This is a genomic window from Mesorhizobium sp. WSM4844 (assembly GCF_055811775.1).
In genome coordinates, this window is sequence record NZ_JBVVQB010000026.1 from 1 (window position 1) to 25,718 (window position 25,718).

Genomic DNA, 25,718 nt, shown 5'->3' on the forward strand with positions numbered 1-25,718 from the left:
CTGATCAGGGAGCGGCTGTCGCGCGGTGATTTCGAAGGCGCGGTCGACGACTATGCACGCTACGAACGGGCGCTGCGCGCCGCCGGCGAAGCGGAACCCGCTGCGGAAATACGCGCCTTGGTCGAACCCTATCTTGTGCGGCACACGCGCTGAAGCGCCGTGTCATGCGCTGCTTGGCGAAACACCGGGCTATCGTCGGTCTGGCAGCCCCCTCAATTTCCGAGCAGGGTGTTTGCTAAGGGCTGCCAGGTTCAGAACGAGGCCAGCGATCGCGTCCATCCTCTCGCTGCGCGTCAGCCCGGCCTGGATAGCACGAGGTGATGGAGCCGAGGGAAATGACAGGTCGCGAGGCAGGACAGCGCTGTCATGCATAACAATGACTTAAAGCGCCTCGCATGAATCCATTCAGCCGCGACGCGCTTTCGACTGCGGCACACGGATCGTTTTGTTCAGCCAGGTCGTGCTGCACGCACCCAATCGAGTCGTGCGGCGGGGACAAGGCCGTAATTGTAAAAATTGATACCGTCGACGTCCGGCGCCAGCGCCGGCTTCACCTTGGCGGCGAGAATTTCAGGGCCTGCCATTTCCGGATAAAAGAGCCGGTAGCCGGCGCCGAGGAATTTCTCTGCCCCGAGCGCGGTGCGGCCAGCCGCCATAAGGCCCGTCACGTCGCCGGCCTGCATGTCGTAGGCACAAAGGATCGCCCCGTCGCAAACCTTGCCGAGCGCTGCCAGATCGCAGCCGCCGAGCCAGCCATCTCGCAGGTCGATGACGAGGACACGGGTCCCCGGATCGGCAACCTCGCGCAGTTCGGCGACAAGACTGGTCACCGGCTCGAACCGCCACAACAGATAGGCGTGGAGATGCGGCCAAGGCAAAAAGGTGTCGAGGCCACTTGCGGGAAATTCTGGAAAGCGCCGTTCAGGCACCGCGCGCTCGCACGCCTCGGCAATCCACTGCTTGACGAGGTCACGCGCCGCCTGGCCTTCGATGCCGGCACAAGCGGCGCGGGCGAGGCAGGACGGACAGAAGCACAGCGACAGAAGAAAGTCGTCTTCCGGCGTCAGCCCGACACCATCCTTCTCATGATGGTATTCATGGGCAAAGCCCATGAAGGACGGGCTTTCAAGTTCGATTCTGTCCGGCTTATAAGTGTGCGTAACGTCGGCGACGAGCGCGCGGACATAAGCGCGCGCATCCGGATGCGACGGGCACAGATTGTAATAATTGGGATCGCCAAAGGCGTTGCGGGTGACGGCCTGCGGATAAAGCATGCCGAGGCGGGTATTGTGCAGGCAGACCGTCCAGCACGACACCTGGAGGCCGCCTGCCTCGCGCCGTTGGATAAGTTCGGCCAGAACGTCGCCACCTTCCGTGATCATTTCGGCCACCTTCGGCTGGATCACGAGATCGGCCCATCGGGCGGCGGTTGGCTTGAAGTAGATCGTGCCGTCCTCCGGGAAATAGGCTTTGCGGCGTGGGCTGCGCGGCTGCAGGAAGCGACCGGCATGATAGGAGGTCGCGAGACTGATCATGTTGAGCCTGGCGCGCTCGACGAGATCGCGTTCGACTGTCTCCAAGCCCAGATCCTGGACATCCCAGGGGTAGGTCCACATCGAAAGCTGCATGAAATATCCTCAGTTTTCTGCAATGGCGCCGTGAGCAAACGCCGGTTGGTTTCCCTGTCAGCCTTCCACCGGTTCGGCGATCTGCAAAAGGCAATCTCCTGCCTCGCACATCGTGTGCAGCCGGCGCGAAAGTACGATACCGCTTTCGGCGAAATGCAGGGCCTCCTCGGCCAGATCGAGCCGCTCGAGGTCGTGATACCAGCCGGCCAATTGTCCGGCGCTCACGCCGTCGCCGAGCCTGACGGCGGGTTCGAACCAGCCGCGGCGGGTGGCGTAGAGGCCCTGACTGTGCCGGGAAAGCGAGAGCAATCGCGTCGGCGCCGAAGGCTTCGACTCCGGCGCGAGAACCGGCGCCTCGACCACGCCGGTGGCGACCATCAGACTGTCGATCGCGCGAGCGGTAATCGCCATCGTATCGACTGTGGCAGTGCCGCCGCCGCCGAACTCGCCGCTGACGCCGATGGCACCGGCTCGGCGGGCTGCGCCCATCGAGGTTGGCGAGGCCTGACCATTGTTGGCCAGGAACCCGTACGGCATGCCGAGCGCCCGCATCAGCTCCACCCCGCGCCCATGCCTGTCGGGATCGGTATTGCGCTCGATGAGCGCCGTGGGAAGATGCTCCATCGAGGTGCCGCCCGAATGAATATCGAAGATGACGTCGTGGCGGGGAAACAGTTCCGTCTCCAGGAAATTGGCAAGCCGGCTTGTCGGCGCGCCCGACGGATCGCCGGGAAAGGCGCGGTTGAGATTGCCGCCATCGAGCGGCGAACAGCGTTTGGCGGCCATGACCGCCGATGCGTTCGCCATCGGCAGGACGGTGACGCGGCCCTTGAGCCGCTTGGGATCGAGCCGGCGGATCAGCTTTGCCAGCGACAGCTCGCCCTCATATTCGTCACCGTGATTGCCGGCCATCAGAAGCAGCGACGGGCCTTCACCGTTGCGTATGAGGCAGATCGGGACCTTGACCTGGAAATAGGGCGAACGGTCTATCGAGAACGGAATGCTGAGATAACCTGATGTCTTGCCGTCCCGGTCGAAGTCGAGCGTATGGGTGAGGCCGGTGTGCATGGCGGCAACTCAGGCGGCGGCGATCGCGGTGACCTCGATGCGGAGGTCGGGATCGGCGAGACGCGCCTCGACGCAGGCCCGCGCCGGCAGGCGTTGAGGATCCACCCAGGCATCGTAGACGCTGTTCATGGCGTCGAAGTCGCCGATCTGCGGCAGGAAGACGTTGACCGCCACAAGCTTTGACTTGCTGCTGCCGGCCTCGACCAAAAGCGCCTCGATCTTTGAGAGCACATCGCTGGTCTGGTCTTCGATGCCGGCCTTGCGATTGTCGGCTACCTGGCCTGCGATGTGGACGAGGCCGCCATAGACGACCGCCTGCGACATGCGGGAGCCGGACTGGAAATACTTGATCATATCGGATCCTTTCGAGGTTTCTTTGGGGCCGCCGCAAGCTCCGGTCAGCCGAAATAGGTGGGAAAGGCGTGGCGGACATGCCCGGCCGCGTCGACGCCGAAGATCACGCGATAGCGATCGAGGCAGGTGCAGGGATGGGAGATGCCGAATTCAACGACGTCGCCAACGGCAATGTCGTCGCCCGGCGCGATTGTCAGGAAGGCGTGCTGGTCGTTGAGCTTGAAGACCTCGGCGCGTGGTATCGGCAGCGGCTTCCCGGCCCGGAAGACCGCGAGCACCATCGGAAAGCCCTGATCGAACGACACGTCGCGCATGCCCATGCCGCATATCGCAAGGCCGGCCTCCGGCCGCGACAGCACCTCGGCCCACAGGCGCAAAGCCGGACGAAACGAATTTCGTGCGGAAGCACCGACGCCGCCGACCGCAAAACCCTTGCGGGCATCGAGTGCAACAAGCGAGCGGTCATAGATGCCATGGTCGTGGAAGAAGATGGCGCCGCTGCGCAACACCAGCGTCGCATTGCTGTCCCTGGAAACGGTGGGCGAAAGTGCTGCGACCACTTTGTCGAAGAACACAGAGCCGCCGGCCGTGACGACCAGCGGCACGTCGCCGCCGACGCGGGCGCGCAGCCGCAGGAACATGTCGGCGGTCATCGCCAGCAGAGCCGAGATCGCCGCATCAGTGCGGCCAGGATCGGGTTGCGCCGCGGCACCTTCGTAGGCTGCGACGCCGGCGATCAGCAGCCGTCCGCCGGCCGCATCAACTGCATCGGCGATCGCCTCGGCTTGCGTCGTGGTCCGCGCGCCTGCCCTCCCCGCACCGAGCTCGACGATCACGCGCAACGGCGGCAGCGTCGCATTGGCCCGCCAGGCTTCGGCAAGCGCATTCACGGCGGCGATCGAGTCGGCGAAGACGAAGAGCTCGACGCCTGGCCAGGCGCCAACCAGCGCCGCGAGCCGGTTCGCACCGCCTGATCCACCAACCTCGTTGGCGATGATCAGCCGTGTGAGGCCGGCCCTGAGCATCACTGCGGCCTGCCTAATATCCGCGACGGTCGTGCTCCATGCTCCGGCTTCTACCAACGATCGAGCAAGGTCTGGCGCCATCGGGGTTTTGGCATGCGGCGCGATCATCGCGCCCTGTTCGCGCGCGTAGCGCAGAAACAGATCACTATTGGCGATGAAGGCCTCCTCGTCGAGGGTCAACACCGGCAACGACATGCGCCCGTCAGCCGGATGCCAGCGCTCAGATGCGACAAGGCTGCTGTCCAGCCCGAAGGTGCCGGGCGGCACGCCGCGGATGCGATCGTCGAGCAGGAAATTTTCAGGGGTCGCGAGCGACAGTACGGGTGAGTTTTCGGTCATCCGATGCTAGTCCTTTCGCCTTCGCAGGATGAAGTCCGGTTCGATTTCCGATGCCGGCCACAGCATGAGAGAGATGCGTGCCAAAGCCTTACTCCGGACCGATCATCGATGCCCACCATCATCTTTGGGATCTCGGCCTCGGCCGCCATCCCTGGCTCGCCACAACGGCTGGCGAACGCGGCGGCCTGGGCGAGCTGGGCCCCTTGCGGCGAAACTATCTTCCTGAGGACTATTTGCGCGACGCCAGCCGGCACAATGTCGTCGCCGCCGTCCATGTCGAGGCCGGTTGGGCCGGGGATGACTGCGTCGGCGAAACGCGATGGCTTGAAACGCTCGACAAGTTGCGGGGCGTGGCCGCCCGCTACGTCGTTCACGTCCCGCTGGCGAACCGCCAAGCGCCGGCGCTGGTCGAGGCGCAGGCGGCATTCGACCGTGTCGTCGGCGTGCGCGACATACTGAGCTGGGATCCCGATCCCGCCCGCCGTTTCGCTGCCCGTGACGGCATCATGAACGATCCGGCCTGGCGCGCCGGCCTGGCGCTGCTTGCCGGCCACCGGCTGGTTTTCGACCTGATGGTGTTTCCGCGCCAGCTCGCCGGTGCAGCGCGCCTTGCAGCGGCCTATCCGAACCAGCAGTTCGTTCTCAACCACTGCGGCAGCCCGATCGATCGCGACGCCGACGGAATGCGGGCGTGGCGCGAAGGGGTTCGGCGTTTGTCCCAGTGTGACAACGTCGCCATCAAGATATCGGATCTGGTCGCCTACGATCATGACTGGACGCTCGACAGCCTGAAGCCGGTTGTCATGCATTGCATCGACTGTTTCGGCACGCGGCGAGCGATGTTCGGCAGTGACTTCCCGGTGGCCGGTCTGCACGCGTCGTTCGATGCAGTATATGACAGCTTCAAGGCCATTGCCGGGGAGCTTTCCGCAGATGAGCAGACGGCGCTGTTCTTCGGCAACGCAAGGCGCATCTACCGGCTTGACGATATGTCATCGGCGGGCCTGCTCCCTGCCTGAGAGAAGCAGCAGCCCCAGGATCAGCGAACCGAACAGGATGCTGCGCCAGCCCGGCGATGCGTTGACGACGGTTATGAGAGCCGTAATCGTGACCAGCAGGATGGCGCCGGGGATGGTGCCGGCATAGGTGCCGAGCCCGCCGAGGATCGAGGTGCCGCCGAGCACCACGGCCGCAATCGAGGCGAGCAGATAGGGATCGCCGATCCCGACATAGCCTTGCCCGTTCATGCCGAGCACCAGCACGCCCGCAAGCCCTGAATTGAAGCCGCTGATGCCGTAGACCGCCAGCGTCGTCGAGGTTACTGGAACCCCCGACAGTGCCGCGGCGAGCGGATTGGCGCCCATGGCGAAGAGCCGTGCGCCAAAGGATGTGGCATGCATTGCGGCCAGAACGATCACGGAGACGGCCACCCACAAGAGCACACCTGCGGGAATACCGGCCGGCCGCGCATTGCCGAGCCAGCGGACCAGCGGGTTTTCGGCGGTCACGGCGCTGCCGCCGGCGATGATGATCAGCAGACCCTGCAGGAATGTCGCCATGGCCAGGGTCATGATCATCGGATGGACGCGCAACAGCGCCACGCCCAGCCCGTTCACCAGACCGATTGTCGTCGTCAACGCAAGGACGGCAAGGACGGCGGTGAGCCCGGTCGGATCCCCCTGCCACGACAGCAGCGGCAGGCTGACGGCGCTCACTGTGACGATAGCCGCGACGGAAAGGTCGATGCCACCGGCAATCACCACGAAGGTCTGGCCCGCCGCAACCAGGCCAATTACCGCGGCCAGTTCGACCAGATAGCGCAAATGGCCATAGGCGCCGAAGCCACGCGAAACGAAGCTCGCGACGATCCACACCGCGGCAACGATGGCAACGGTGAGAAAAGGCCGGCTGCGCAGGATTGTCAGGGCGCGCCTGCCGCCTGCGCTCTCTTTCCATGCTGTCATTGCTGCACCTTGCGGAATTGCGGGGTGGCGACCGCCCCGATGATGATGAGGCCTTGTGCGACATACTGGGCGACCGGCGTGAAGCCGAGGAAGAACATCACACTGATCATCAGGCTGAGCAGCAGGCTGCCGGCAAGAGCGCCGCGCATCGTGCCTTGACCGCCGAGGAAGCCGATGCCGCCGAGCACGGCGGCGGCGATGGAATTCAGCGTGAAGGCCGTGCCGATGACCGGATCACCCGAACCCGTTTGCGCGGCAACGAACAGACCGGCGCCTGTGCAAAGCAGGCCACTGATCGCGTAAGCCGCTATCCGTGCGCCATCGACCGGCACGCCGGAGCGATAGGCGCCGACGGGATTCTCGCCGGCAGCATAGAGGCTCAAACCAAGCGGCGTGGCGAGATAGAGTTTCCACAGAAGGACGATGAGCATCAGCAGCACGAAGGCTGCGGGCGTGTTGCCGGCAAGCAGGTCCGACAGCCATTCCGGAATGGCGCCGCCGGGTCTCGGCAGGATGAGCAGCGCAGCACCGCCGATGATGAAGGAGCCGGCGAGCGTCACCACGATCGCCGGCAACCGAAGTTTCACGACAATGAACCCGGTTGCGGCACCGATGCCGACACCGGTCAGCGCCACCGCAGCGGCACCGCCGGCTACGCCCAGCGGCCCGGTCATCGTCGTCGCGGCGATCACCGCGCCCAGGCTGACCATTGCGCCGATCGCCAGGCTGATGCCACCAGTGAGCATGAGGATCGCCTGGGCCATGGCGACCAGCGCCAGCGGAAACCAGCTCTGGGTGAATTTGGCGAAGCCGGAAGCGGTCAAGAGGCCAGGAAAGAGGAAGCCATAGGCGACGAGGAACGCCATAACCACGGCGAACAGGCTGCGCACGCCGACATTGCGGCGCAGTTGAACCGGCCAGTAGAGAGCGCCGGCTTGTCCTGAGGGAGCCACCGTATTCACGCCGCCACCTTTCGCTGTTCGGCGCCCATCGCGGCGGAAACGATCGCTTCCTCGCTCAGCGCGCCGCGCTCGAGCATGGCAACGATGTGACCCTCCCGGACCACCGCGACGCGGTCGCAAAGGTGCACCAGTTCGGGTGTGTCGGAACTGAGCAGCACGACCGCCTTGCCGGCGGCGGCGAAGTTGCGAAGCATCATGTAGATTTCGCGCTTGGTCTCGACATCGACGCCGCGCGTCGGGTCATTGAGGAGAAGCACAAGCGGGTCGTGCGGCATCCATTTCGCCAGCGCGACCTTCTGCTGGTTGCCGCCCGAGAGGGCCTGCGCCGGCCGGTCGAGGTCGCCCTTGATACCAAGCTGGGCAGCGAGACCTCTTGCCGTCTCGCGCTCGGCACGGCGGCTGCGCAGCTTCAGCGCCGGCAGTCTTGCGAAAGCGGGCAGCATCATGTTGGTGATGATGGAATGGATCAGGTGCAGGCCCTCGCGCTTGCGGTCGGCCGGGACATAGGCGAGGCCAAGCGCGTTGGCTTTCGGCACACCGCTGGGCAAACCCGAAGCCCCCTTAACGATCGCGGATGCCGTCCTGGCCGGAATGGCACCGTAGAGGCCGAGCAGCAAATCTTCCTGCCCTTGCCCGACCAGGCCTCCGATGCCAAGCACCTCACCCGTCCTGATGTCGAGATCGACGTCGCGCATCAGGCCGGCCGAAAAATTGCGAACCGAAATGGCGTTGGCAGCCGATGCCGAAGGCTGCCAATGCGGAAAGAGGTCGCCGGGGTCGCGCCCGACCATCAGCCGTACCAGTCCTCTGGCGTCGGTTCCTTCCAGGGTGCGGTCCGCCGTGCAGGTGCCGTCCTTCAGGACGGTGACGTGCTGGCACAGCGCCATGACTTCGTTCAGCCGGTGCGAAATGTAGAGAATGGCGATGCCCTCGCCGCGCAGCCTCTCCAACAGGTCCGTCAGGACTTTCGTTTCGGTTGCCGAAAGCGACGAAGTGGGTTCGTCGAGAATGAGCACGCGCGGCCGGCGGTAAAGCGCCTTAGCGATCTCCACCATCTGCCGGCGGCCAAGCGACAATTGTCCGACCGGCATCGAGAGCGGTTCGTGAAGTCCGACAAGATCGCATGCTGCCCTGGCCCGCACTGCGAGTTCGGGATAGTCGAGCAAACCGAACCGGCGCGGATAGGCGCCAAGGCCGATGTTCTCGGCGATGGAGAGGCTGGCCGTCAGGCTGAGTTCCTGCTGGACGACGGCAATCCCTGCCTGTTGCGCATAGGCAGGGCTCATGCGCGACACCGGGCGCCCATCGACCTCGATCGCCCCGCCGTCCGGGCGCAAGGCACCGGACAAAAGGTTGATCAGCGTCGACTTTCCGGCGCCGTTCTCGCCGAGCAGCGCATGCACGCGGCCCGGCTGGAGAGCGATGGAAACATCGCGCAGGACGGGATTGCCGAAGAAGGACTTCGACACCCCCCGCGCGGCAAGAAGCGGAGCCGTGGCCAGCACTTTCTGCGACCTTTCAGGCTTATTGCTCAGCCAGAAGTTTCTTGAACAACTCCTCGTCGTAGGGCGAATAGATATAGCCGTCGGCCGGAAAGTCGGCCGCCCGTGCGAGGTACTGATCGATATTGGAATTGTTGATCACCGGCAGCGGGATCTTGACAAAAGCCGGCACATCCTTGCCTTCCAGCGCCTGGACGGCGGTGTAGGTGGCGAAAGCGCCGAGCCAGTTCGGCTGCATGGTTGCCCAGCTCTTGAGGCCCTTTTCCTTCCAGAGTTCGAGGAATTGGCGGGCATTCTCGCCGGTGATCGGCACTTGTTCGCGGCCCTGCTTGTCGAGGGCGAGCACCGCGCCCGCCGACAAGGCGCCGCCGAGCGACAGTATCCCGTCGATCTCGGGATTGGCGAACAGCAGGCTGGTGACGGCTTCCTGTGCAGGCGCGACATTGTAGGGTGTATTGGTCTCGGCAAGGACCGTCACGTCAGGATGGGCCTTGAGCGCCGCGTCAGCGCCTTTGCGCCGATCGTCGCTGACCGAAACGCCGGCCGGGCCGTTGAGGATGAGGATCTTGCCCTTGCCGCCGATCGCGTCGATCAGGAACTTGGCCGCCTGGTCGCCCCACTGGGCGGAATCGGTGTTGACCTTGGCGGTCACCTGGTCGGTGTCGACGAGGCTGTCGAAGTTGATGATGGCGATGCCCTTGGCGCAGGCGTCCGCCAGCACACGCGCCGGCGCGGTCGACGAGCCGGCAATCAGGATGATGGCGTCAACGTCGGAATCGATCATCGACTGGATCTGCTGGATCTGGACGTTTGCGTCGCCCTGGGCGTCGGTTACGACAAGCTTGTCGACCAGCCCCTGCTTCTTCAGGGTCTCGACCTCGGCTTCGATCGTGCCCTGTGTCTGCTTCATCCAGGTCGGCACTGAATAAATGTTGGCCCAGCCGATCGTGTACGGCGCCTTGCGGTCGCCCTTGATGCATTTGGCGGCCGCATTGGCCTGCGAACCGGCGCCGAGGCTTAGTAGGAGACCGAGGCAAAGGGCGCTGGCGGATGCGAAAAACGATGATTTCGTCATGATTGTTCCCTTCTGAGGTTATGCCTGGACGTGCGGGGTCCGGACGAGAAAACCCGCCGGTTGCCGCATCCGGAAACCGCCTGTTTTTCTCGTCAGAACGTTCTGCGCCTGGCTCGTTATTGTCTGATATTTCAGACAATTGGTCTGTATATCAGACAAATGGGATGCTAGACTGAGCCTTGACATCTTTCAAGCGTCTTGAGACGAGGGCCGAATTGATTTTTACGCGGATGCGGCCGACATGAGCGATGGAGCTACTGGTCTGATCGAAACGGAAGCCGGCGCCGAGCCGCGCAATGGCGAACGCCGCCGCGGCATCGACCGCGTCATCATGCTGCTGGAAGCGCTTTTGCGGCACCGCGCGCCGATGCGCGTCGGCGACATCGCCAAGATGATCGGCGCACCGCGTTCGACCACTTACGAAATCGTCAACAGCCTGCTCGAAGCCGAAATGCTCGAAAACGTCGGGACGGAAGGCTACGTCTATTTCGGTCGGGCTATGCATCTGTTCGGCTGGGCCTACTCGCATCACAACGCCCACTACCGGCGCATTATCGAGACGCTGGACAAGATGGCGGCGGAGACCGGCGAGACCGTGCAACTGTGCGGCCTGCGCGGAAACAAATATATCGTTCTCGATTGCCGGGACTCATCCGGCCCGTTCCGGATTTCAAGCGATGTCGGGGTCGAGGTGCCGATCCCGTGGACGGCGTCCGGGCGGCTCCTGCTCGGCCATATGAGCGAGCAAGAAGTGAAGGACTTCATCCCGCCTGGCGACTACAAGCTGCCCGACGGCCGCGTCATTGCGCCAGCCGAATTCTTCAGCGACGTCGCCCTGGCCCGCCGGCAAGGTTTCAGCGAGACCGTCGCCCTCGCCGACCGCTTCACGTGGTGCATGGCCGCGCCCATCCGCGATAGCTACGGCGCCATCAACAAGACTCTTTGCTTCGTGTTGCCGGTCGACACACCGGAAGCGCGGCGCAGCGAATTGCTTGCCCTGCTGTGCGAACGCGCCCGTGGATTGTCGTTGGCGGGAAGCTAACGCATTTCGCCCAAAAGTGCGCAGCGGTTTTGGGATGACGACATGCATAAAAACAAAGAACTTAAAGCGCGTCGCGTGAATTCCTTATGACGCGCTTTTTTGAAGAATCGGCTCTGGCGCCTTCGCCAAGGGAGCGCGGAAAAAAATGGCCGGGCTCGAATACGGCCCGGCCAAAAGAAGGTTACAACCTTCAGAGGGGAACACCGTTCAGCGGATGGGAGGAAACCGTCGAACGGTGTCGCCTGTTTGAGCCTGTTTGGGCGGGTTGGCGACGAACAAAATTCCAAAAGCCGGCGGGATAGCGAAAATTCCTGTTCTATTTGCTCTGACGTCTTCAGCCGGGTGATGCCCTTGTCTCAAGGAGATCGGCATAGTGCCGGCGCGCCACGTCGGGATGCGAGCGCAGGCGACTTTTCAGCACGTTCGTGCCGACGTCGCGAAACAGCGGATTGTCCGGATCGCTCGCCGGTCCGCGCGCCTCGGCAGCCAGTTCTTCAGGCAGGGTCAGCAGCGGGATCGTCGCGTCGAGCCGGGCGCTGAAGAAAAACGGAACGGAAATCCGCTCGACACCGGCCGGCGGCGTCACGACACGGTGAACCGTTGCCCTGAGATAGCCGTTCGATGCCAGTTCGAGGAGTTCGCCGATGTTGACCACCAGCGTTCCGGGGATCGGATCCACATTCACCCAGCTTCCGTCATATTCGACCTGCAGCCCCTTGTTGTCGTCCTGAAGCAGGAGCGTCAGGAAACCGCCGTCCTTGTGTGCGCCGACACCCTGGTCGCCGCCGGTTGTGTCGCGCCCGGGATAGCGCACGATCTTCATGCGATGGTTGGGCTCACCGCTATAGATCGGATCGAAAGCATCCTCGGCCTGGTCGAGCGACAGCGCGAAGGCCTTCAGCAGGCGGACTGCCACCGCCGTCGCCCTGGTCTGCCATGCCAGCAGTGCCGGCTTGAGTTGCGGCAGGGCCGAAGGCCATTGGTTCGGCCCTTGCAGCCGCGTCCAGGCAGGAATGCCCGGCCCCTTTGGTGTGGGTCGACGCTCGACGCCGATGTCGAGCTGTTCGCGCCAATCGGCCTTGCCCCTGGTCAGTTCGCCACCGGTGCGCGTGTAGCCGCGGAATTGCGGGGACTTGACCATTTCGATGGCCAGCTTGTCGGCTTCCGGCAAGGCAAAGAACCGGCGCGAGGCGTCGAGCACCTCGTCGATCTCCACAGCCGAAATTCCATGGCCGCTGAGATAGAAGAAGCCGACATCGCGGGCCGCCGTGCGCAGATCGAACAGAAAGGTCCGACGCTCCGACGCGCCCTGTTCGAGACGGCTGAGATCGAGCACGGGTACAATCCTGGCCATGGTCAACCTCCTCCTGCCTCAGGCTTGGATCAGGCTTTTACGGTGACACGCAGGTTGTTGCGATCAAAGCAACGCTCGATCCAATCTCGATGCCATTGGCGGAAAGTCAGCGCCGCGTTTGGCGGCCGGCAGGCAAATAACGTCCGAACGGCTGTTCCATGGCGCACTCACGCCAAGGCGCTGCAATGTCATTGCATTAAAAGTTCTGCGGTCTCAGGTTCGCCCTCTCTTCATGAATTCGGCTCGATTGCGAACGCTCAGATCACACGACACGGCGACGACGCGCCATAGCCGCTTTCGGCCATCAGCGCGCGTCTTGACAAAATATTTTGTCAAGACGAAAATGAGTATGCTTGAGCTTTGGCGGGCGGCCGTATCGGCTCGTAGTGCCGTCGTACCGCACCCGGCCCCGACCGTGAGGACGCCAAACCCTGAAAGGAGTTCCCATGCCGATCAAGAAAGATGAAACCGGAAAGCGTTGGGTCGAAATGGAGTTCATCACGCCCGGCACACCCGAGCAGGTGTGGCGGGCCATTGCGACGGGTCCCGGCAACACTGCCTGGTTCACAAAAACCACGATCGACGAACATGTCGGCGGCAGGCTTCATTTCGACTTCGGTCCCAATGGCGCGTCCACCGGCGAAGTGACGATTTGGGAGCCGCCGTTCCGTTTCGGCTATGTCGAACGCGACTGGAGCGAAGGCGCCCCGCCTGTCGCAACGGAGATCACCGTGACCAGCCGGTCGGGTGATCGTTGCGTTGTCCGCATGGTCCATTCGCTGTTTGCCTCGACCGACGATTGGGATGACCAGCTGGAAGGGTTCGAGAGCGGCTGGCCCGGCTTTTTCGAGGTGCTGCGCATTTACCTTTCGCATTTCGCCGGCGAAAACGCCGCCAGCTTCAGCGTCATGGCCCGCACGAAGGCCGACCAACTCTCGATTTGGAGGCAACTTACCGAGACGCTCGGACTGGCCGGCGCAAATGTCGGCGAGCGGCGGAATGGACCGCTGCAGCCGGAGAGACTATCCGGCATAGTCGAACGCGTGCGGCAGGACGACAAGCAGCGCTTCATCGCGCTGCGCCTGACTGCACCTGCTCCCGGCATTGCCCTGATCGGAACCTATGATATCGATGGCAGCGCAAACGCCAGCATGGCATTGTATCTTTATGGCGACGACGCCGAACAGCGCGCCGCCGAGGGCGAGCCCAAGTGGCGGAACTGGTTTGGCGAAACCTTCAAGCATCCGGGCTGACGGATGCTACTGGATCGGCCGGCCAGAAGGTCGGCCGCCCGGGCAGCGCCCAACCATGGCGCATATGCATGCATAGGAGAGTGTGATGAAGGTCGCCAGGTGGGGCAACAGCCTCGCCATCCGTCTTCCCGCCGTTGTGGTCGAGGCCCTCGAACTCAGGGAAGGCGATGAGATTGAGATCCAAGTCGCCGATGCCCGAGAACTCGGCGTCGCGCGCGCAAACCCGCGCGCGAGGAATTGCTGAAGCAGCTTCGCGCCTTCCGCGGCCGCCTTCCCGCCGATTTCAAGTTCGACCGGGACGAGGCGAATGCCCGGTAGCTTCTTCGACCGCGCAATTCGGCTGTCGGAACGATACTGCTGTGAAAGCGGCGCCCCGATCCGCTGACAGGACGCGTCAGTCGTGGAGTTCCCTCGAGATCGCCGGGGCGACTGAAAAATCGCTGAATGTGACTTCGAAACCTTCACGTTGCGGTGAACAGCACATCATGCCGACATCGACTGTTTTCGAGGGCGGGAAGTAGGCGAGCCGCACCGGCTTCCAGCGATGGTCGGAGGCATCGAGATACTGAACGCGGATTGTCTCGGCATGGCGGGTCAGCCGGATCCTGACTCCGTCCGGACCGGCCGGGATGCTGACCAACGACCAGTCGGAAGCATCATTGGTGACGACGACGGAAAAATAGGCGAGCCCGTCGGTGAACTCGATGCCGGCCTTGACCCAATGCGTCTCGCTCAGCCGGACCATCAGACCGGCCTGATCATAGAGCACCTTGTAGTCGCCCTTGACGGTGACCTCGGCGCTGAAATCGCCCTCGACCTGCCGGTAGAGGAAGTGGCCATTGTCACGCCAGAAGTCATAAAAAGTCTCGCGCCAGAAATCGGTCTCCTTGCCGGTTCGCACATGCACGGTGCTGTCGCCGAAGGCATGATGCGGTGGCGGGTTGAGCCAGGTCAGTTCCGCAGGCTGAGATGTCATCGATTTGTTCGCCTCGCCGGTTCGTGTTGCGTCATCCGCCTCTCATGCGACGAGGCGGATTTGTCTCTTTTACGCGCTCATTTCGGCGCTTGGTAAAGCTCGGACGCGGCCTCTCTCAGCGCGCGCCGGCTCTCCGGCCTGAAATACATCATGTGGCCGCCTTCCAGCAGCTCGAGGCGGATGGGCTTTGCGCCAGGAAGCGAGGGAACCTGGCCGACAAGGTAGCGTGACGCCAGATAGGGCGTCACCAGGTCGGTGTAGCCGTTGACGATCAAAACGCCGAGGCTGGGATTTAGCGCGCGCGCCTGCTGAAGGTCATCCATCACGCCGGTATAGCCCTGACGCGTCGGGCTCGTCCCGTAATCCCAATTTCCGCTGATTTCACGGTTGAGAAGCCGATAGCTTAGATCGGTGCGGAATTTCAATTCCTCCCTGATATAGCTGACAAAGGCGGAAGTCAGCGCCGGCACGCTTCGGTCGAGCACCGGATCAGGACCGCTGGGCCTTGGACTTTCCGGGGCAACGTCTGCCGTTTCGATCGAGCCGTCATAGACGCTGAGAACATTGCCCCTTGCCCGCGCAAACTCCTTGGCGAAGAGCGAGGTGGGAATGCGTGCAAAGTTTCGTTTCACGAGTTCGAGCGGCAGGCCGGTGATTTCGGCAACGCGCGGGCTCGCCAGACGCCCGCCCTGTTCGAGCCCGCTGGCAAGCGCGACGAGATAGTCGCCAAGCGCATAGCGTTCGACATCGGCCAACCGCTCCTGCAACTCGGAACCGGTGACGCTTTCGCTGCGCAGGCGCACCGCCGCCAGCGACGGCAGCTCAAGCGCCCAGTGAAGCGGCTGGAACTCGTCGGGCCGCACCAGCGTGAATTCGAGCGCCGGCGAGATGAGCACGATGCCGCGAGGGCTGATGCCGATATCATCCTGGAGCGTCTTGGCAAGCAGTGCCGCCCGAAACCCGCCATAGCTTTCGCCGGCAAGAAACACCGGCGACGCTGTGCGGCCCGCTTGGGCCAGATAGAGCCGGATGAATGCGCCCATCGCGGCGGCGTCCTGGTTGACGCCCCAGAAGCTGCGTGCCTCGGTGCCGGGTGCTTCGCGGCTGTAACCGGTTCCGACGGGATCGACAAAGACCAGGTCGGTCATGTCGAGCCAGGTGTTCGAGTTGTCCAAAAGCCGCTGCGGCGGTGGGAGAAAACTTCCATCGGCCGCTGTCGCCATCACGCGTGGACCAAGCGCGCCAAGATGCAGATAGGCGGAAGCCGCTCCGGGACCACCGTTGAATACGAAAGTGATCGGGCGGCGGGGATCAGGTTCCCGGCTTGGCTCGGGACGCAGCGTGTAGGCGACATGAAAGATTTCCGCGGTGACGTCGCCCTTGCCGGATAGCAACGACAGCGTGCCGGCCCTTGCCTGATAGTTGAGCGTGCGTCCCGCGATCACGATCGAATGATCTGAGACCTGGGGCGGCGGGAGCAGCGACAGAACGCCGCCCGAAGGCGACGGCCGCTCGGCCACTTGCGCATGGCCGTTTGGAAGGCCGCCAACCAGCAGCAGCATAGCAAGGGTGATTTCTAGGAGCTTGGTACGCATGGCGACTCCGCAGCGGAACGACTGCAAGCTACCACGCTGATGGCTCAGCCGAAATCACAGGACTGTGCACGCCCTCGCTGCTGGAAGGAGACCAAGGCTTTCAACGCACGATCTTCACGCACATCGGCGTGCCGATATCGATAAACCGCCCGGTGTCGGCCAGCCGACCCGTGGCCGCATCGCGTGCAAGAATCGAGATGCGGTCGGCGTTCTGGTTGGCCGAGAAGAGATGGCGACCTGAGGGCGTCAGTGCCAGATTGCGCGGCGTAGCGCCCCCGCACGGCGCATGGTCGACCAGCGCAAGCGTGCCCGTCTGCTGGTCGACGGAAAACACCACGACACTGTCATGACCGCGGTTGGAGCCATAGAGGAAGCGGCCGTCGGGCGATATCTGGATGTCGGCGCAATGATTGCCGTCGCGCGCCCCAGCCGGCACAGCCGGCTTCGTGTCGATCTCGGTGAGCCTGCCTGACGCTTCGTCCAGCGCAAGCGAGACGACCGTCGAATCCAGTTCGTTCATAACGAACACGAAGCGCCCGTCCGGATGCAGCGCCACGTGACGTGGCCCAGCGCCGGGCGCAAGCGCCGACTCCGCCAGTCTGGTCAGGCCGCCGTCGTGCCCGATGCGGTACGAGACAAGCCGATCGATGCCGAGATCGGCGACGATCGCCACGCCACCGGCAATCGTCTCGGTGACGCTGTGGGCATGGGGACGTTCCTGACGAACTGCGTCGGGACCAGTTCCGCTATGGGCGACGCTCGACAACGGCGCGGTCAAGCCGCCATCGTCGCGCAATCCGTAGACGACGAGCGAGCGATCGGGGCCGCCTTCGCCCATGCCGTAATTGGCGACCAGGAGCTTCGTCCCGTCGCGCGTGACGGTGTTGTGCGCCGTGATGCTGCCAAGCGTCGGCTGCTTGTTGATGTAGGAGAGCGCGGCGGTTTGCCTGTCGAAATGGTAGGCCGAGACCACGCCTTCGCGCCAGGTGAACACTTCGGAGTTGGCATAGACATGTGACCCGTCCGGCGTCACCGACAGGAAGGTCGGATTGTCGACGTCACCCGTCTCGGCCAGTTTCCTCGTCTCCAGCGTTTCTTCGTCGAAACTGTAGACACCGAGCCCAACGCCGCGCGCGCCCTGAAAATAAGGCGCCTCGCGGTTGAGGCTGCCGACGAAGACCAGACAGGCGTCCTGCATCGAAATCCCTTTTTCCGCCGGCACCCAGCCGCAGCGGATCGCGGCAAATTTCGCCTGTTCACGCTTGAAACACAATCCCATATGTGAAAATACTATTCACTAGAGAAGATCGACGCGGACCGATCGTGCAATCCAATCTCGACACAAAACCTCAATACAAGGAGATGGGCTGATCCGCGCCAGCTATGAGGTCTTCAAGAGTGAAGGAGAGCTCGTGCTTTATTGCCAGCTCCTGCAGACGGTGAAGTGCCGGAATCCGGCCGATTTCGCCGGCAAGACGGAGACATAGGCGATGGCTGCCATTGCCGAATTGCCGCTGACCGGGCTCGTCGTCGTCGACATGAGCCAGTTCCTGTCCGGGCCCTACTGTTCGCTGCGGCTGCTCGACCTCGGCGCCCGCGTCATCAAGATCGAGCGCCCCGATGGCGGTGACCTGTCGCGCCGACTCTATCTCAGCGACACCGAGATCGGCGGCGATTCCACCATCTTCCACGCCATCAACCGGGCCAAGGAAAGCTTTGCCATCGACCTCAAGGAAGCGGCCGATCTGGCGGCGCTGCGCGGCCTGCTGGCCAAGGCCGACGTGCTGATCCAGAACTTCCGGCCCGGCGTCATCGAGCGCCTTGGCCTTGACTACGAGGCGGTGCGCAAGATCAATCCACGCCTGGTCTATGCCTCGATCAGCGGCTATGGCGAAGAAGGCCCCTGGGTCAAGCGCCCCGGGCAGGATCTGCTGGCGCAGGCGCGTTCCGGCGTGATGTGGCTGAACGGCGACGAGGACCAGGGTCCGGTGCCCTTCGGCCTGGCGATTGCCGACATGCTGGCAGGCGCCGCCGCCGCGCAAGGCATCCTTGCCGCACTGGTGCGGCGCGGCCTGACCGGCACCGGCAGTCATGTCGAGACCAGCCTGCTCGAAGCGCTGGTCGACTTCCAGTTCGAGGTGCTGACCACGCATCTCAATGACGGACGCCGCCTGCCACGGCGATCGGCGTTCCGCAGCGCCCATGCCTATCTGTCGGCGCCTTACGGCGTCTATCCGGCCAAGGACGGCTATCTGGCGATTGCCATGACGCCGATCCCGAAGCTGGCCGACCTTTTGGCACTCGAACAGCTTGCGCCCTATCGCGATCAGCCGTCGACCTGGTTCACCGCCCGCGACGAGATCAAGGCGATCATTGCGCAAAAAATCGCGACGAAAACCGTTGACGATTGGCTTGCCATCCTCGAGCCCGCCGACATCTGGTGCGCCAAGGTGCTGACCTGGCCGGAAATGATGGCCAGCGAAGGTTTTCAGGTGCTCGACATGCTGCAGACCGTGACGCGCGAGGATCACGTCTCGATCCTCACCACGCGTTCGCCGCTGCGGGTCGATGGCGTCCGCGCCAAGGTCGAGCGGGCGGCGCCGCGCATCGGCGAGCACAGCGCAAAGATCCGCGAAGAATTCGGGCTGTGAGCGACGTGACGCTCAAAGGCATGACCTGGAGCCATCCGCGCGGCTACGATCCGATGGTCGCCTGTTCGGGACTGTGGAAGCAGCAGACCGGCGTCACCATCGAATGGGACAAGCGCTCGCTGCAGGATTTCGAATCGTTTCCGGTCGAGGACCTGGCCCGTGCCTACGATTTGATCGTCATCGATCATCCGCATGTCGGCCAGATCACCGCCGAGACTTGTCTGGCGCCGCTCGACATTGTGGGGCGTGAAGAGGAACGCGCGGCACTGGCGGCAGGCAGCGTCGGCCAGTCCTATCCTAGCTACAACTGGCAAGGCCGGCAGTGGGCGTTTCCGATCGACACGGCCAGCCAGGTGCAGGCGTGGCGGCCGGACATGCTTTCCGCCGCGCCGGCGAACTGGTCCGAGGTGCTCGACCTGGCGCGGCAAGGCCGCGCGTTGCTGCCGCTCAGGCCGCCGCATTCGCTGATGGTGTTCTACACGCTTGCCGGCAATCTCGGCAGGCCCGCCGTCGAAGAGCCTGGCGACCACATAAACCCTGACATCGGCGGCCGCGTTTTCGAGATGATGCGCGAGATCGCGGCTCTCGTCGATCCGACCTGCCTTGGCATGGACCCGATCGGCGTCCTGGAGGAGATGGCCAGCTCCGGCACGCGGATCGCCTGCGCGCCGCTGATCTACGGCTACGTTTCCTATGCCATCGCCGGATTCCACAGCAGCCGCCTTGCCTTCGCCGACATTCCGCCTGCCGGCGACGCCGGTGTAGTCGGGTCGGCGCTCGGCGGAACCGGCATTGCCGTGTCGGCCTTTTCGAAGGCCACGCAAGAGGCCATCGACTTTGCCTATTGGATCGCCAGCGGCGAGGTGCAGCGCGGCCCCTATGCGTCGGCCGGCGGCCAGCCCGGCCATGCCGCAGCCTGGGACGATGCCGCCGTCAACGCAGCCGCCGGCAATTTCTACAAGGACACCCGCGCCACGCTCGAGAGGGCCTGGGTCAGGCCACGCCAGGATGGCTACATGGCCTTCCAGCAGGCGGCCTCCGATCGTATCAATCTCGGCCTGACCGAAAGGCACGATGCCGGCCGCGTCGTCGCCGATCTCAATCGCCTGTTTGTGAAGAGTCTCCGGCACCCGGCGCTGAGATGAGGCAGAGTTCGCTAACTTCTCTACAAATTCCAGAGCCGCTTCGCATTGGCGGAGAGCAGCTTTTGCCGTTCATCGACGCTTGCTCCGGCAAGCAGCGCATGCGTCGCCGCAATCCAGGTGGCTAGTCCGCCGCCAAGCGTGCAGACCGGCCAGTCGCTGCCCCACACGACCCGGTCCCAGCCAAAGCATTGGATGGTGTGCTCGACATAGGAACGCAGCGTTTCGACAGTCCAGGATCCAGCGTCCGCATAGGCGACCACACCGGAAATTTTGCCGACGACGTTCGGGCGCCGCGCGATCTCCGCCATATGCTCGCGCCAGGGATGCTCACTGCTGCCCTTGATGTCGGGCACGCCGCAATGGTCGAGCACGAACTGCACGTCCGGCGCGAGGTCGGCAAGCGCAATCGCCTTGCGGATCTGATGCGGCAGGACGACGAGGTCGAAGGTCAGTTTGGTGCCGGCAAGCCGCTTGATGTTTTCGCGAAACAGCGCGCCTTCCGAAAGCTCGTCCGGCACGACGTGGAGCACACGGCGAAAACCCCTGACGAAAGGATCGGCGCGCTGGCGCTCGAGATAGGCGGCAAAGCCCGGCTCTTCCGGACGGCAGGAGGCTATTGCCCCGCGCAGCAAGCTGTCCTTCTGGTGTGACAGCGCCTTTACGTGACTGGTCTCAGCCTCGATATCGGCTGGATCGACATCGACCTCCATGTGCAACGCGCCCTCTATGCCGGCGCGGCGAGCCTGGACTGCATATTCGTCGTAGGGGAAATCGCGGTTCAGCGCCGGCACGCCGGAGAGCCAAGGATAGCGCAACGCCGACTGGTCGATCAGATGCAGATGGGTATCGAAGATCATGATTGCGCGCTCCTCCTTCGCCGTTTCAAAATCATCTCACGCAGAAATTGTTCAATCAGTCGCCTGCTTGGCAGCGGCTCCCGCCAGTTGCGACAGCTTTTCGGCCGCTGCCAGCAACAGTTCTATGGTCCTCGTAATGTCGGGCGCCCTGGGTGCGTTGATCAGGGTTATGTAGGGGATCGACAGCGCGGCGATCGCCCTACCGTCCGAGCCAAGCACGGGTGCCGACAGGTTGAACACACCGGCGGTCTGCATCGATGCCATCATTTCATAGCCGCGTTGTCGGATCTGGTCGAGACGGGCAAAGAAGTCCAGCGATTGAGGCGGCTTGTGGGCGCTGCGCAGATGTTCGGAGATCATCATCCGCCGCTCTTCCGGCGAGCGGAACGCCAGCAGCACATGTCCGGAGCCGGTGTCGAACAGGCTGACATGCGCGCCGACGCGAATCGAGATGCCCCAATAGTCCGGCGCCTCCTGCTGGGCGATCACCACGGCAGAACCGCGGTCGAAGACGACAAGCTGGTTTGACTGCTGCGAGGTCTCGGCAAGTTCGCGCATCAGCGGCGTCGCATAGGAAACCAGCCGCCGCACCGGCGCGTGCAGATGCGCCAGGCCAAACAGCTTGAGCGTCAGCGAGTAACGGTCGCCATCCGGCCGCGTGACGTAGCCGCGCCGCACCAGCCGGTCCAACATGCGGTAGAACTCGTTCGGGCTGCGGTCGAGCTTCTTGGCGATTTCCGCCTGGGTCAGGCCGCCATCGACGCAGGCCAGAAGCTCAAGGATGTCGAGACCCTTGTCGAGCGCCGGCGCGCGATAGCGGTCATCGTCCTCGTCCTCCGCCATAGTCACTCCCCGTGGTCAGCATCCGAAGGACCATCGGCTTGGTGATTGTGTAAATTATTTGTTTGTATGTAAATAGTGGGCAGATCACCGCCGGTGCAACGCAACGCATCGCGGCATTCATAACGACGATAGTGAAACAGGAGCCGGACATGCAGCGGATGGCAATGGTGCTCGGCCTCAAGCCGGAAAAGGTCACCGAATATGTGCGGCTTCACGCAGCCGTCTGGCCCGAAGTGCTGGCGATGATTTCCGCCTGCAACATCAGGAACTATTCGATCTATCTCAAGGAGCCGGAGCACCTCTTGTTCAGCACATTCGAGTACCACGGCACCGACTATGCCGCCGACATGGCGAAGATGGCCGCCGAGCCCAAGACGCAGGAATGGTGGGCGCTGTGCATGCCTTGCCAGGAGCCGCTGCCGACCCGCAAGGAGGGCGAATGGTGGGCATCGATGGACGAAGTCTTCCATCATGACTGATGGCGTTTTCGACCCAGCCTCGCTCTCCCAGTCCTGGGCGAAGCCATCGAAGCCGCGGCCGATCGTGATTTTCGGCGCCGGCTCGATCGTCGGCGACGCGCATTTCCCGGCCTATCGGAAAGCCGGCTTTCCGGTCGCCGGGCTTTTCGATCCAGACCACGCCAAGGCGGAAAAACTCGCGGCCAACTGGGGCGTCACCGCTTACCGGTCGATCGAGGAGGCTGCGTCAATCGACGGCGTCATCTTCGACCTGGCGACGCCGCCGGCTCATCATGCCGGTGTGCTCAGGGCGCTGCCCGACGGCGCCGTAGCGCTGATCCAGAAGCCGATGGGCAGCGACCTCAGCGAGGCCACCGAGATCCTCGAAATCTGCCGCGCCAAAAATCTGAAAGCGGCGGTGAATTTCCAGCTTCGCTTCGCGCCGATGATGCTGGCGCTGAAGGATGCGATCGCCAGGGGCTGGCTGGGCGACGTCGTCGACTTCGACGCCTGGCTGGCGCTGGCGACACCCTGGCAGCTGTGGGAATTCCTGCTGAAGGCGCCGCGCGTCGAGATCGCCATGCATTCGATTCATTATCTCGACCTGATCCGGCAATTGCTCGGCGATCCCAGGGGGATTCACGCCAAGACGCTCGGTCATCCCGGCCATAAGGTTGCTCAAACGCGCACCAGCGCGATCCTCGACTATGGCGACACAGTTCGCTGTGCGCTGTCGATCAATCATGATCATAAATTTGGCCGAAAACACCAGGCCTGCGAGTTCCGCATCTGCGGAACCGAGGGCGCCGCCTATCTCAAGCTCGGGCTCAACCTCGACTATCCGCGCGGCGCGCCCGATGTCCTTGAAATTTGTCCCAGGGGCGGCTCAGACTGGGTCACGGTGCCGCTCGTCGGCGAATGGTTTCCGGACGCATTCGTCGGCCGCATGGCCAATGTCCAACGCTACGCATCAGGCGAAGACGCCGAGCTTGTCAGTTCCGTCGAGGACGCCTGGAGCACCATGGCGCTGGTCGAGGCCGCGTACCAATCGAGCGCGGCGCCGGCAACACCGATCGCGGCGAGGCCCTGACATGGAGCAGACTGTCTATTTCGAGGACTACCAGATCGGCTCGTCGCGCATGACCAGCGGGCGCACTATCACCGAGACCGACTTCGTCGTGCATGCCGGCCATACCGGCGATTTCTTCCCTCACCACATGGACGCCGAGTTCATGAAGACGACGCCGTTCGGCCAGCGCATCGCCCATGGCACGCTGGTCTTCTCGGTCGGCGTCGGACTGACGGCAAGCGCCATCAACCCGGTCGCGTTCTCCTATGGCTATGACAGGTTGCGCTTCATCAAGCCGGTGTTCATCGGCGATACGATCAAGACTCGCACCACCATCTCGGCCAAGCAAGACGACCCAAAGCGGCCGGAGTCGGGTCGCGTCATCGAGCGCTGCGAGGTGATCAACCAGCATGGCGATGTGGTCCTGGTGGCCGACCACATCTACATCGTCGAACGCCGCGCCAAGCCCAGCAGCGCTTAAGGGCTCCAACGATCCGGTCCGCCACGTTGATGGCCGCTCCGGCGGACGGTTCGTCAAAGCGGAAAGCGGGCCCGCGAGCCGCTTCGGTTAACTGCTCGTGGAGCCTCGCCTGGGTCGGCGGATGGCTCTCACCTTGCCGCTGTTTCCACCGCCGCAGAAGAACTGATCGCCACCATCGGACTCGAGCCCCGACACGCCTGTTCCAGGCGGCATCTCAAGCTTCTCCAGGACCTTTCCGGTTTCAGGATCTATCCGCCTGACGTCGCTCTCGTCACCTTCCCAGGTGCCGTGCCAGAGTTCGCCGTCGATCCAGGTGACCCCTGTGACGATACGGTTGGAATCGATTGTGCGAAGAACTGCCCCTGTCTGGGGGTCTATCTGATGGATTTTGCGACCGCGATTCTGCCCCACCCAAAGTGAGCCTTCGGCCCAGGCGAGTCCGGAGTCGCCGCCGCCACCTGGCGCCGGAATCGTGGCGAGCACGCGGCCAGTGTTGGGATCGATCTTCTGAATGCGATCTTCGGCGATCTGGAACAGGTGCTGGCTGTCGAAGGCCGTTCCTGCGTGCGCGGCGACATCGATCGCGCGCACCACATTGCCGCTCGCAGGATCCAAGGCGTTCAGCCTGTCTCCTGACGCAAACCAGACCTGCTGACCGTCGAATGTAACCCCAGCCACCTGGTCGACACCCGGAAAGGGTCCATATTCGCGGAGGACTTCAGCTGCAGATCGTTTCATGCTTCTGCTCCAGGCTCAGATCTGTTGAATTGTCCATGACACTAGTAACCCGACAGTGAGCCGGGGAGTAACAAGATTGTCGGGAATCCCGGCACCGGCGGGGTCATCCAACGGCGCGCTCGCCCGCGGCCGAAGGACTGCACCTTGCCTGCTGCCGCAAGCTGCTCGAGCGAGCGCTGCACGGTGCGCGAGCTGGCTCCGAGCGCAATTGCGAGCGCCGAGCTCGACCACGACTCGCCGTCGGCGAGGAAGGCGAGCACCGCTGCATGCGGCTCGTCGGCGGGCGGCGCCAGCACCACGACATCGCGTGGGCGGCGCGGCTTAAGCGCAAAGCCTCGCTTGGTCGCGCTCACATCCGCCAGTGACCGCAACTCCACCCGAAGCCGACCGACTTCGACCCGCAACCGGGCGCGATGCGATTCATCGGCGTGCTTGCCGCCGAAGGCGCGTGCGACGAGCGTGCTCCGCGGCACGTCTGCGGGCCAGGCTTCGCCCAGCGCACGCGCAAGCGCGAACAGGACCGGGCGCGTCGCGAGCGAGACGATCGTGCCGGCGTCCCGCACGACATTGCGGCAGGCGTCGACGACGAGCGCCCCCGACGCCAGCAGCGCTTCGACCTCCTCGAGCAGGAGCGGGCGCTCCACCCCGCGCGCGATCAGCCGCGCCGCGGGCGTGTTCATCACCAGGGATGCGCCTTCAACCTCGGCCGTCAGCGCTGGAATGTCCGCCTGGCCCGCCGCGTGCGCGGCCCGCCCGAGCGCAGCGCGCGCCGCCTTGGTGCGGAGGCGGCGTAGCGCGACCCCCGCAATCACCAGCTCGTGGGCGGCCCTCGACGCGGGTGGGAGCGTCGTCGGGTCGAAGCCGGCGAGCCTGCTCTCGGCCTCATCGAGGCGTCCGATCAGGAGCAGGCGCCGCGCTTCGAGATTGCGCGCATGCGCGGCATTGACGTGGTCGCCGTGCTTCTCAAGCGTCGACCGCGCGGCGTCGAGTGCCTTCGCCGGCCAGCCGAGGTCGCGCGAGACGAGCGCGATTTCGGCTTCGGCGACGACGCACCTCGCGCGGGCCACTGCCTCTTTCGGACCGAAGGCGCGCGCAGCACTTTTGAGGAGAGCCTTTGCTCGGGCGAGATCGCCGAGCTGCGCCATTGCAATGCCGCGCAGCGCAAGCGCAGGCGCATCCTCACGCAGGGCGACCCGCTTCAAAGCGCCAAGGGGATCACCCGTCGCAAGGGCGCGCGCCGCAGCGGTGATCAGCGAGTCCATCGGAATCCCGTCACACTTGTCACTCTCACCTTTCGATGTCCGGTCCTAATCTATCTCAGCACCAACAACCAGCGCGC

Annotated in this window: 25 protein-coding genes and 1 pseudogene; 10 read left to right on the plus strand and 16 right to left on the minus strand. The window is 63.8% G+C overall.

Annotated elements, in window-relative coordinates; all coding sequences use genetic code 11:
• Positions 1–449: 449 nt before the first annotated feature.
• The 4 genes from AC0L2A_RS20205 to AC0L2A_RS20220 are packed head-to-tail and all read right to left on the minus strand — an operon-like array spanning position 450 to position 4,414.
• Entirely contained in the window at positions 450–1,628 is a 1,179-nt protein-coding gene (locus AC0L2A_RS20205) for a hypothetical protein (RefSeq protein ID WP_473512552.1), read from the minus strand.
• Positions 1,629–1,685: 57 nt separating this feature from the next.
• Positions 1,686–2,696: a succinylglutamate desuccinylase/aspartoacylase family protein gene (locus AC0L2A_RS20210; RefSeq protein ID WP_473610301.1), complete on the minus strand. Its 1,011-nt coding sequence runs from the start codon at positions 2,694–2,696 to the stop codon at positions 1,686–1,688.
• Positions 2,697–2,705: 9 nt separating this feature from the next.
• Complete coding sequence (locus AC0L2A_RS20215; protein ID WP_473493134.1) at positions 2,706–3,050, minus strand: RidA family protein; 345 nt, start codon at positions 3,048–3,050, stop codon at positions 2,706–2,708.
• 44 nt (positions 3,051–3,094) lie between these two features.
• Complete coding sequence (locus tag AC0L2A_RS20220) at positions 3,095–4,414, minus strand: alanine racemase (RefSeq protein ID WP_473610302.1); 1,320 nt, start codon at positions 4,412–4,414, stop codon at positions 3,095–3,097.
• Between the two features lie 77 nt (positions 4,415–4,491).
• On the opposite strand from AC0L2A_RS20220, the gene AC0L2A_RS20225 reads away from it, so the two are divergent.
• Positions 4,492–5,433, plus strand: coding sequence for an amidohydrolase family protein (locus tag AC0L2A_RS20225; protein ID WP_473610303.1), 942 nt, complete (start codon positions 4,492–4,494; stop codon positions 5,431–5,433).
• On the opposite strand, the gene AC0L2A_RS20230 is transcribed toward AC0L2A_RS20225, so the two are convergent.
• The 4 genes from AC0L2A_RS20230 to AC0L2A_RS20245 are packed head-to-tail and all read right to left on the minus strand — an operon-like array spanning position 5,407 to position 9,917.
• Complete coding sequence (locus AC0L2A_RS20230) at positions 5,407–6,378, minus strand: ABC transporter permease (protein WP_208602530.1); 972 nt, start codon at positions 6,376–6,378, stop codon at positions 5,407–5,409. The two genes, AC0L2A_RS20225 and AC0L2A_RS20230, sit on opposite strands and share 27 nt — an antisense overlap.
• Complete coding sequence (locus AC0L2A_RS20235) at positions 6,375–7,331, minus strand: ABC transporter permease (RefSeq protein WP_473493159.1); 957 nt, start codon at positions 7,329–7,331, stop codon at positions 6,375–6,377. The genes AC0L2A_RS20230 and AC0L2A_RS20235 overlap by 4 nt, the downstream gene beginning before the upstream one ends.
• Before the next feature lie 5 nt (positions 7,332–7,336).
• Positions 7,337–8,845 carry a sugar ABC transporter ATP-binding protein gene (locus AC0L2A_RS20240; RefSeq protein WP_473512545.1) on the minus strand — a complete coding sequence of 503 codons (1,509 nt, stop codon included), beginning with the start codon at positions 8,843–8,845 and terminating at the stop codon, positions 7,337–7,339.
• 19 nt (positions 8,846–8,864) lie between these two features.
• The gene (locus AC0L2A_RS20245) at positions 8,865–9,917 is read right to left on the minus strand and encodes an ABC transporter substrate-binding protein (RefSeq protein ID WP_287218082.1); all 1,053 of its coding nucleotides are present in this window, start codon (positions 9,915–9,917) and stop codon (positions 8,865–8,867) included.
• 241 nt (positions 9,918–10,158) lie between these two features.
• On the opposite strand from AC0L2A_RS20245, the gene AC0L2A_RS20250 reads away from it, so the two are divergent.
• Complete coding sequence (locus AC0L2A_RS20250; RefSeq protein WP_287218083.1) at positions 10,159–10,959, plus strand: IclR family transcriptional regulator; 801 nt, start codon at positions 10,159–10,161, stop codon at positions 10,957–10,959.
• A 334-nt stretch (positions 10,960–11,293) separates the two neighbouring features.
• Here AC0L2A_RS20250 and AC0L2A_RS20255 read toward each other — a convergent pair whose 3' ends face one another.
• The gene (locus AC0L2A_RS20255; protein WP_473610304.1) at positions 11,294–12,313 is read right to left on the minus strand and encodes an isopenicillin N synthase family dioxygenase; all 1,020 of its coding nucleotides are present in this window, start codon (positions 12,311–12,313) and stop codon (positions 11,294–11,296) included.
• 446 nt (positions 12,314–12,759) lie between these two features.
• On the opposite strand from AC0L2A_RS20255, the gene AC0L2A_RS20260 reads away from it, so the two are divergent.
• Positions 12,760–13,566, plus strand: coding sequence for an SRPBCC family protein (locus AC0L2A_RS20260; protein WP_091597276.1), 807 nt, complete (start codon positions 12,760–12,762; stop codon positions 13,564–13,566).
• A gap of 85 nt (positions 13,567–13,651) precedes the next feature.
• Positions 13,652–13,810, plus strand: coding sequence for an AbrB/MazE/SpoVT family DNA-binding domain-containing protein (locus AC0L2A_RS20265; protein WP_473610305.1), 159 nt, complete (start codon positions 13,652–13,654; stop codon positions 13,808–13,810).
• 150 nt (positions 13,811–13,960) lie between these two features.
• On the opposite strand, the gene AC0L2A_RS20270 is transcribed toward AC0L2A_RS20265, so the two are convergent.
• From AC0L2A_RS20270 to AC0L2A_RS20280, 3 genes are all read right to left on the minus strand, one after another.
• A complete protein-coding gene (locus AC0L2A_RS20270; RefSeq protein WP_473610306.1) occupies positions 13,961–14,542 on the minus strand; it encodes a DUF1349 domain-containing protein in 582 nt (193 codons plus the stop codon).
• 77 nt (positions 14,543–14,619) lie between these two features.
• Positions 14,620–16,137 carry a S10 family peptidase gene (locus AC0L2A_RS20275; protein WP_473610308.1) on the minus strand — a complete coding sequence of 506 codons (1,518 nt, stop codon included), beginning with the start codon at positions 16,135–16,137 and terminating at the stop codon, positions 14,620–14,622.
• A 100-nt stretch (positions 16,138–16,237) separates the two neighbouring features.
• Positions 16,238–17,335, minus strand: coding sequence for a lactonase family protein (locus AC0L2A_RS20280; protein ID WP_473610309.1), 1,098 nt, complete (start codon positions 17,333–17,335; stop codon positions 16,238–16,240).
• 149 nt (positions 17,336–17,484) lie between these two features.
• On the opposite strand from AC0L2A_RS20280, the pseudogene AC0L2A_RS20285 reads away from it, so the two are divergent.
• The 3 genes and pseudogenes from AC0L2A_RS20285 to AC0L2A_RS20295 form a co-directional block, all read left to right on the plus strand.
• A pseudogene (locus AC0L2A_RS20285) lies at positions 17,485–17,624 on the plus strand (amine oxidase); the annotation flags it as partial.
• Between the two features lie 3 nt (positions 17,625–17,627).
• The gene (locus AC0L2A_RS20290; protein ID WP_473610310.1) at positions 17,628–18,788 is read left to right on the plus strand and encodes a CaiB/BaiF CoA transferase family protein; all 1,161 of its coding nucleotides are present in this window, start codon (positions 17,628–17,630) and stop codon (positions 18,786–18,788) included.
• A complete protein-coding gene (locus AC0L2A_RS20295; protein ID WP_473610312.1) occupies positions 18,785–19,933 on the plus strand; it encodes an extracellular solute-binding protein in 1,149 nt (382 codons plus the stop codon). The genes AC0L2A_RS20290 and AC0L2A_RS20295 overlap by 4 nt, the downstream gene beginning before the upstream one ends.
• A gap of 20 nt (positions 19,934–19,953) precedes the next feature.
• On the opposite strand, the gene AC0L2A_RS20300 is transcribed toward AC0L2A_RS20295, so the two are convergent.
• Positions 19,954–20,790: an amidohydrolase family protein gene (locus tag AC0L2A_RS20300; RefSeq protein WP_473610313.1), complete on the minus strand. Its 837-nt coding sequence runs from the start codon at positions 20,788–20,790 to the stop codon at positions 19,954–19,956.
• 51 nt (positions 20,791–20,841) lie between these two features.
• On the minus strand, positions 20,842–21,633 hold the full coding sequence (locus tag AC0L2A_RS20305; RefSeq protein WP_473610314.1) for an IclR family transcriptional regulator: 792 nt from the start codon (positions 21,631–21,633) through the stop codon (positions 20,842–20,844).
• Between the two features lie 149 nt (positions 21,634–21,782).
• Between AC0L2A_RS20305 and AC0L2A_RS20310 the strand changes: the two genes are divergently transcribed.
• Genes AC0L2A_RS20310 through AC0L2A_RS20320 form a run of 3 tightly spaced genes read left to right on the plus strand, consistent with a single transcriptional unit; the run spans position 21,783 to position 23,641 of the window.
• A complete protein-coding gene (locus tag AC0L2A_RS20310) occupies positions 21,783–22,112 on the plus strand; it encodes an L-rhamnose mutarotase (protein ID WP_473610316.1) in 330 nt (109 codons plus the stop codon).
• Positions 22,105–23,181: a Gfo/Idh/MocA family protein gene (locus tag AC0L2A_RS20315; protein ID WP_473610317.1), complete on the plus strand. Its 1,077-nt coding sequence runs from the start codon at positions 22,105–22,107 to the stop codon at positions 23,179–23,181. Before AC0L2A_RS20310 ends, AC0L2A_RS20315 begins: the two co-directional genes overlap by 8 nt.
• A 1-nt stretch (position 23,182) precedes the next feature.
• Positions 23,183–23,641: a MaoC/PaaZ C-terminal domain-containing protein gene (locus AC0L2A_RS20320; protein ID WP_473610319.1), complete on the plus strand. Its 459-nt coding sequence runs from the start codon at positions 23,183–23,185 to the stop codon at positions 23,639–23,641.
• Positions 23,642–23,728: 87 nt separating this feature from the next.
• On the opposite strand, the gene AC0L2A_RS20325 is transcribed toward AC0L2A_RS20320, so the two are convergent.
• Positions 23,729–24,379 carry a Vgb family protein gene (locus AC0L2A_RS20325; RefSeq protein ID WP_473610320.1) on the minus strand — a complete coding sequence of 217 codons (651 nt, stop codon included), beginning with the start codon at positions 24,377–24,379 and terminating at the stop codon, positions 23,729–23,731.
• A 41-nt stretch (positions 24,380–24,420) separates the two neighbouring features.
• Positions 24,421–25,641 (minus strand): helix-turn-helix domain-containing protein, encoded by a 1,221-nt coding sequence (locus AC0L2A_RS20330; RefSeq protein WP_473610321.1) that lies wholly within the window; start codon positions 25,639–25,641, stop codon positions 24,421–24,423.
• Between the last annotated feature and the right edge of the window lie 77 nt (positions 25,642–25,718).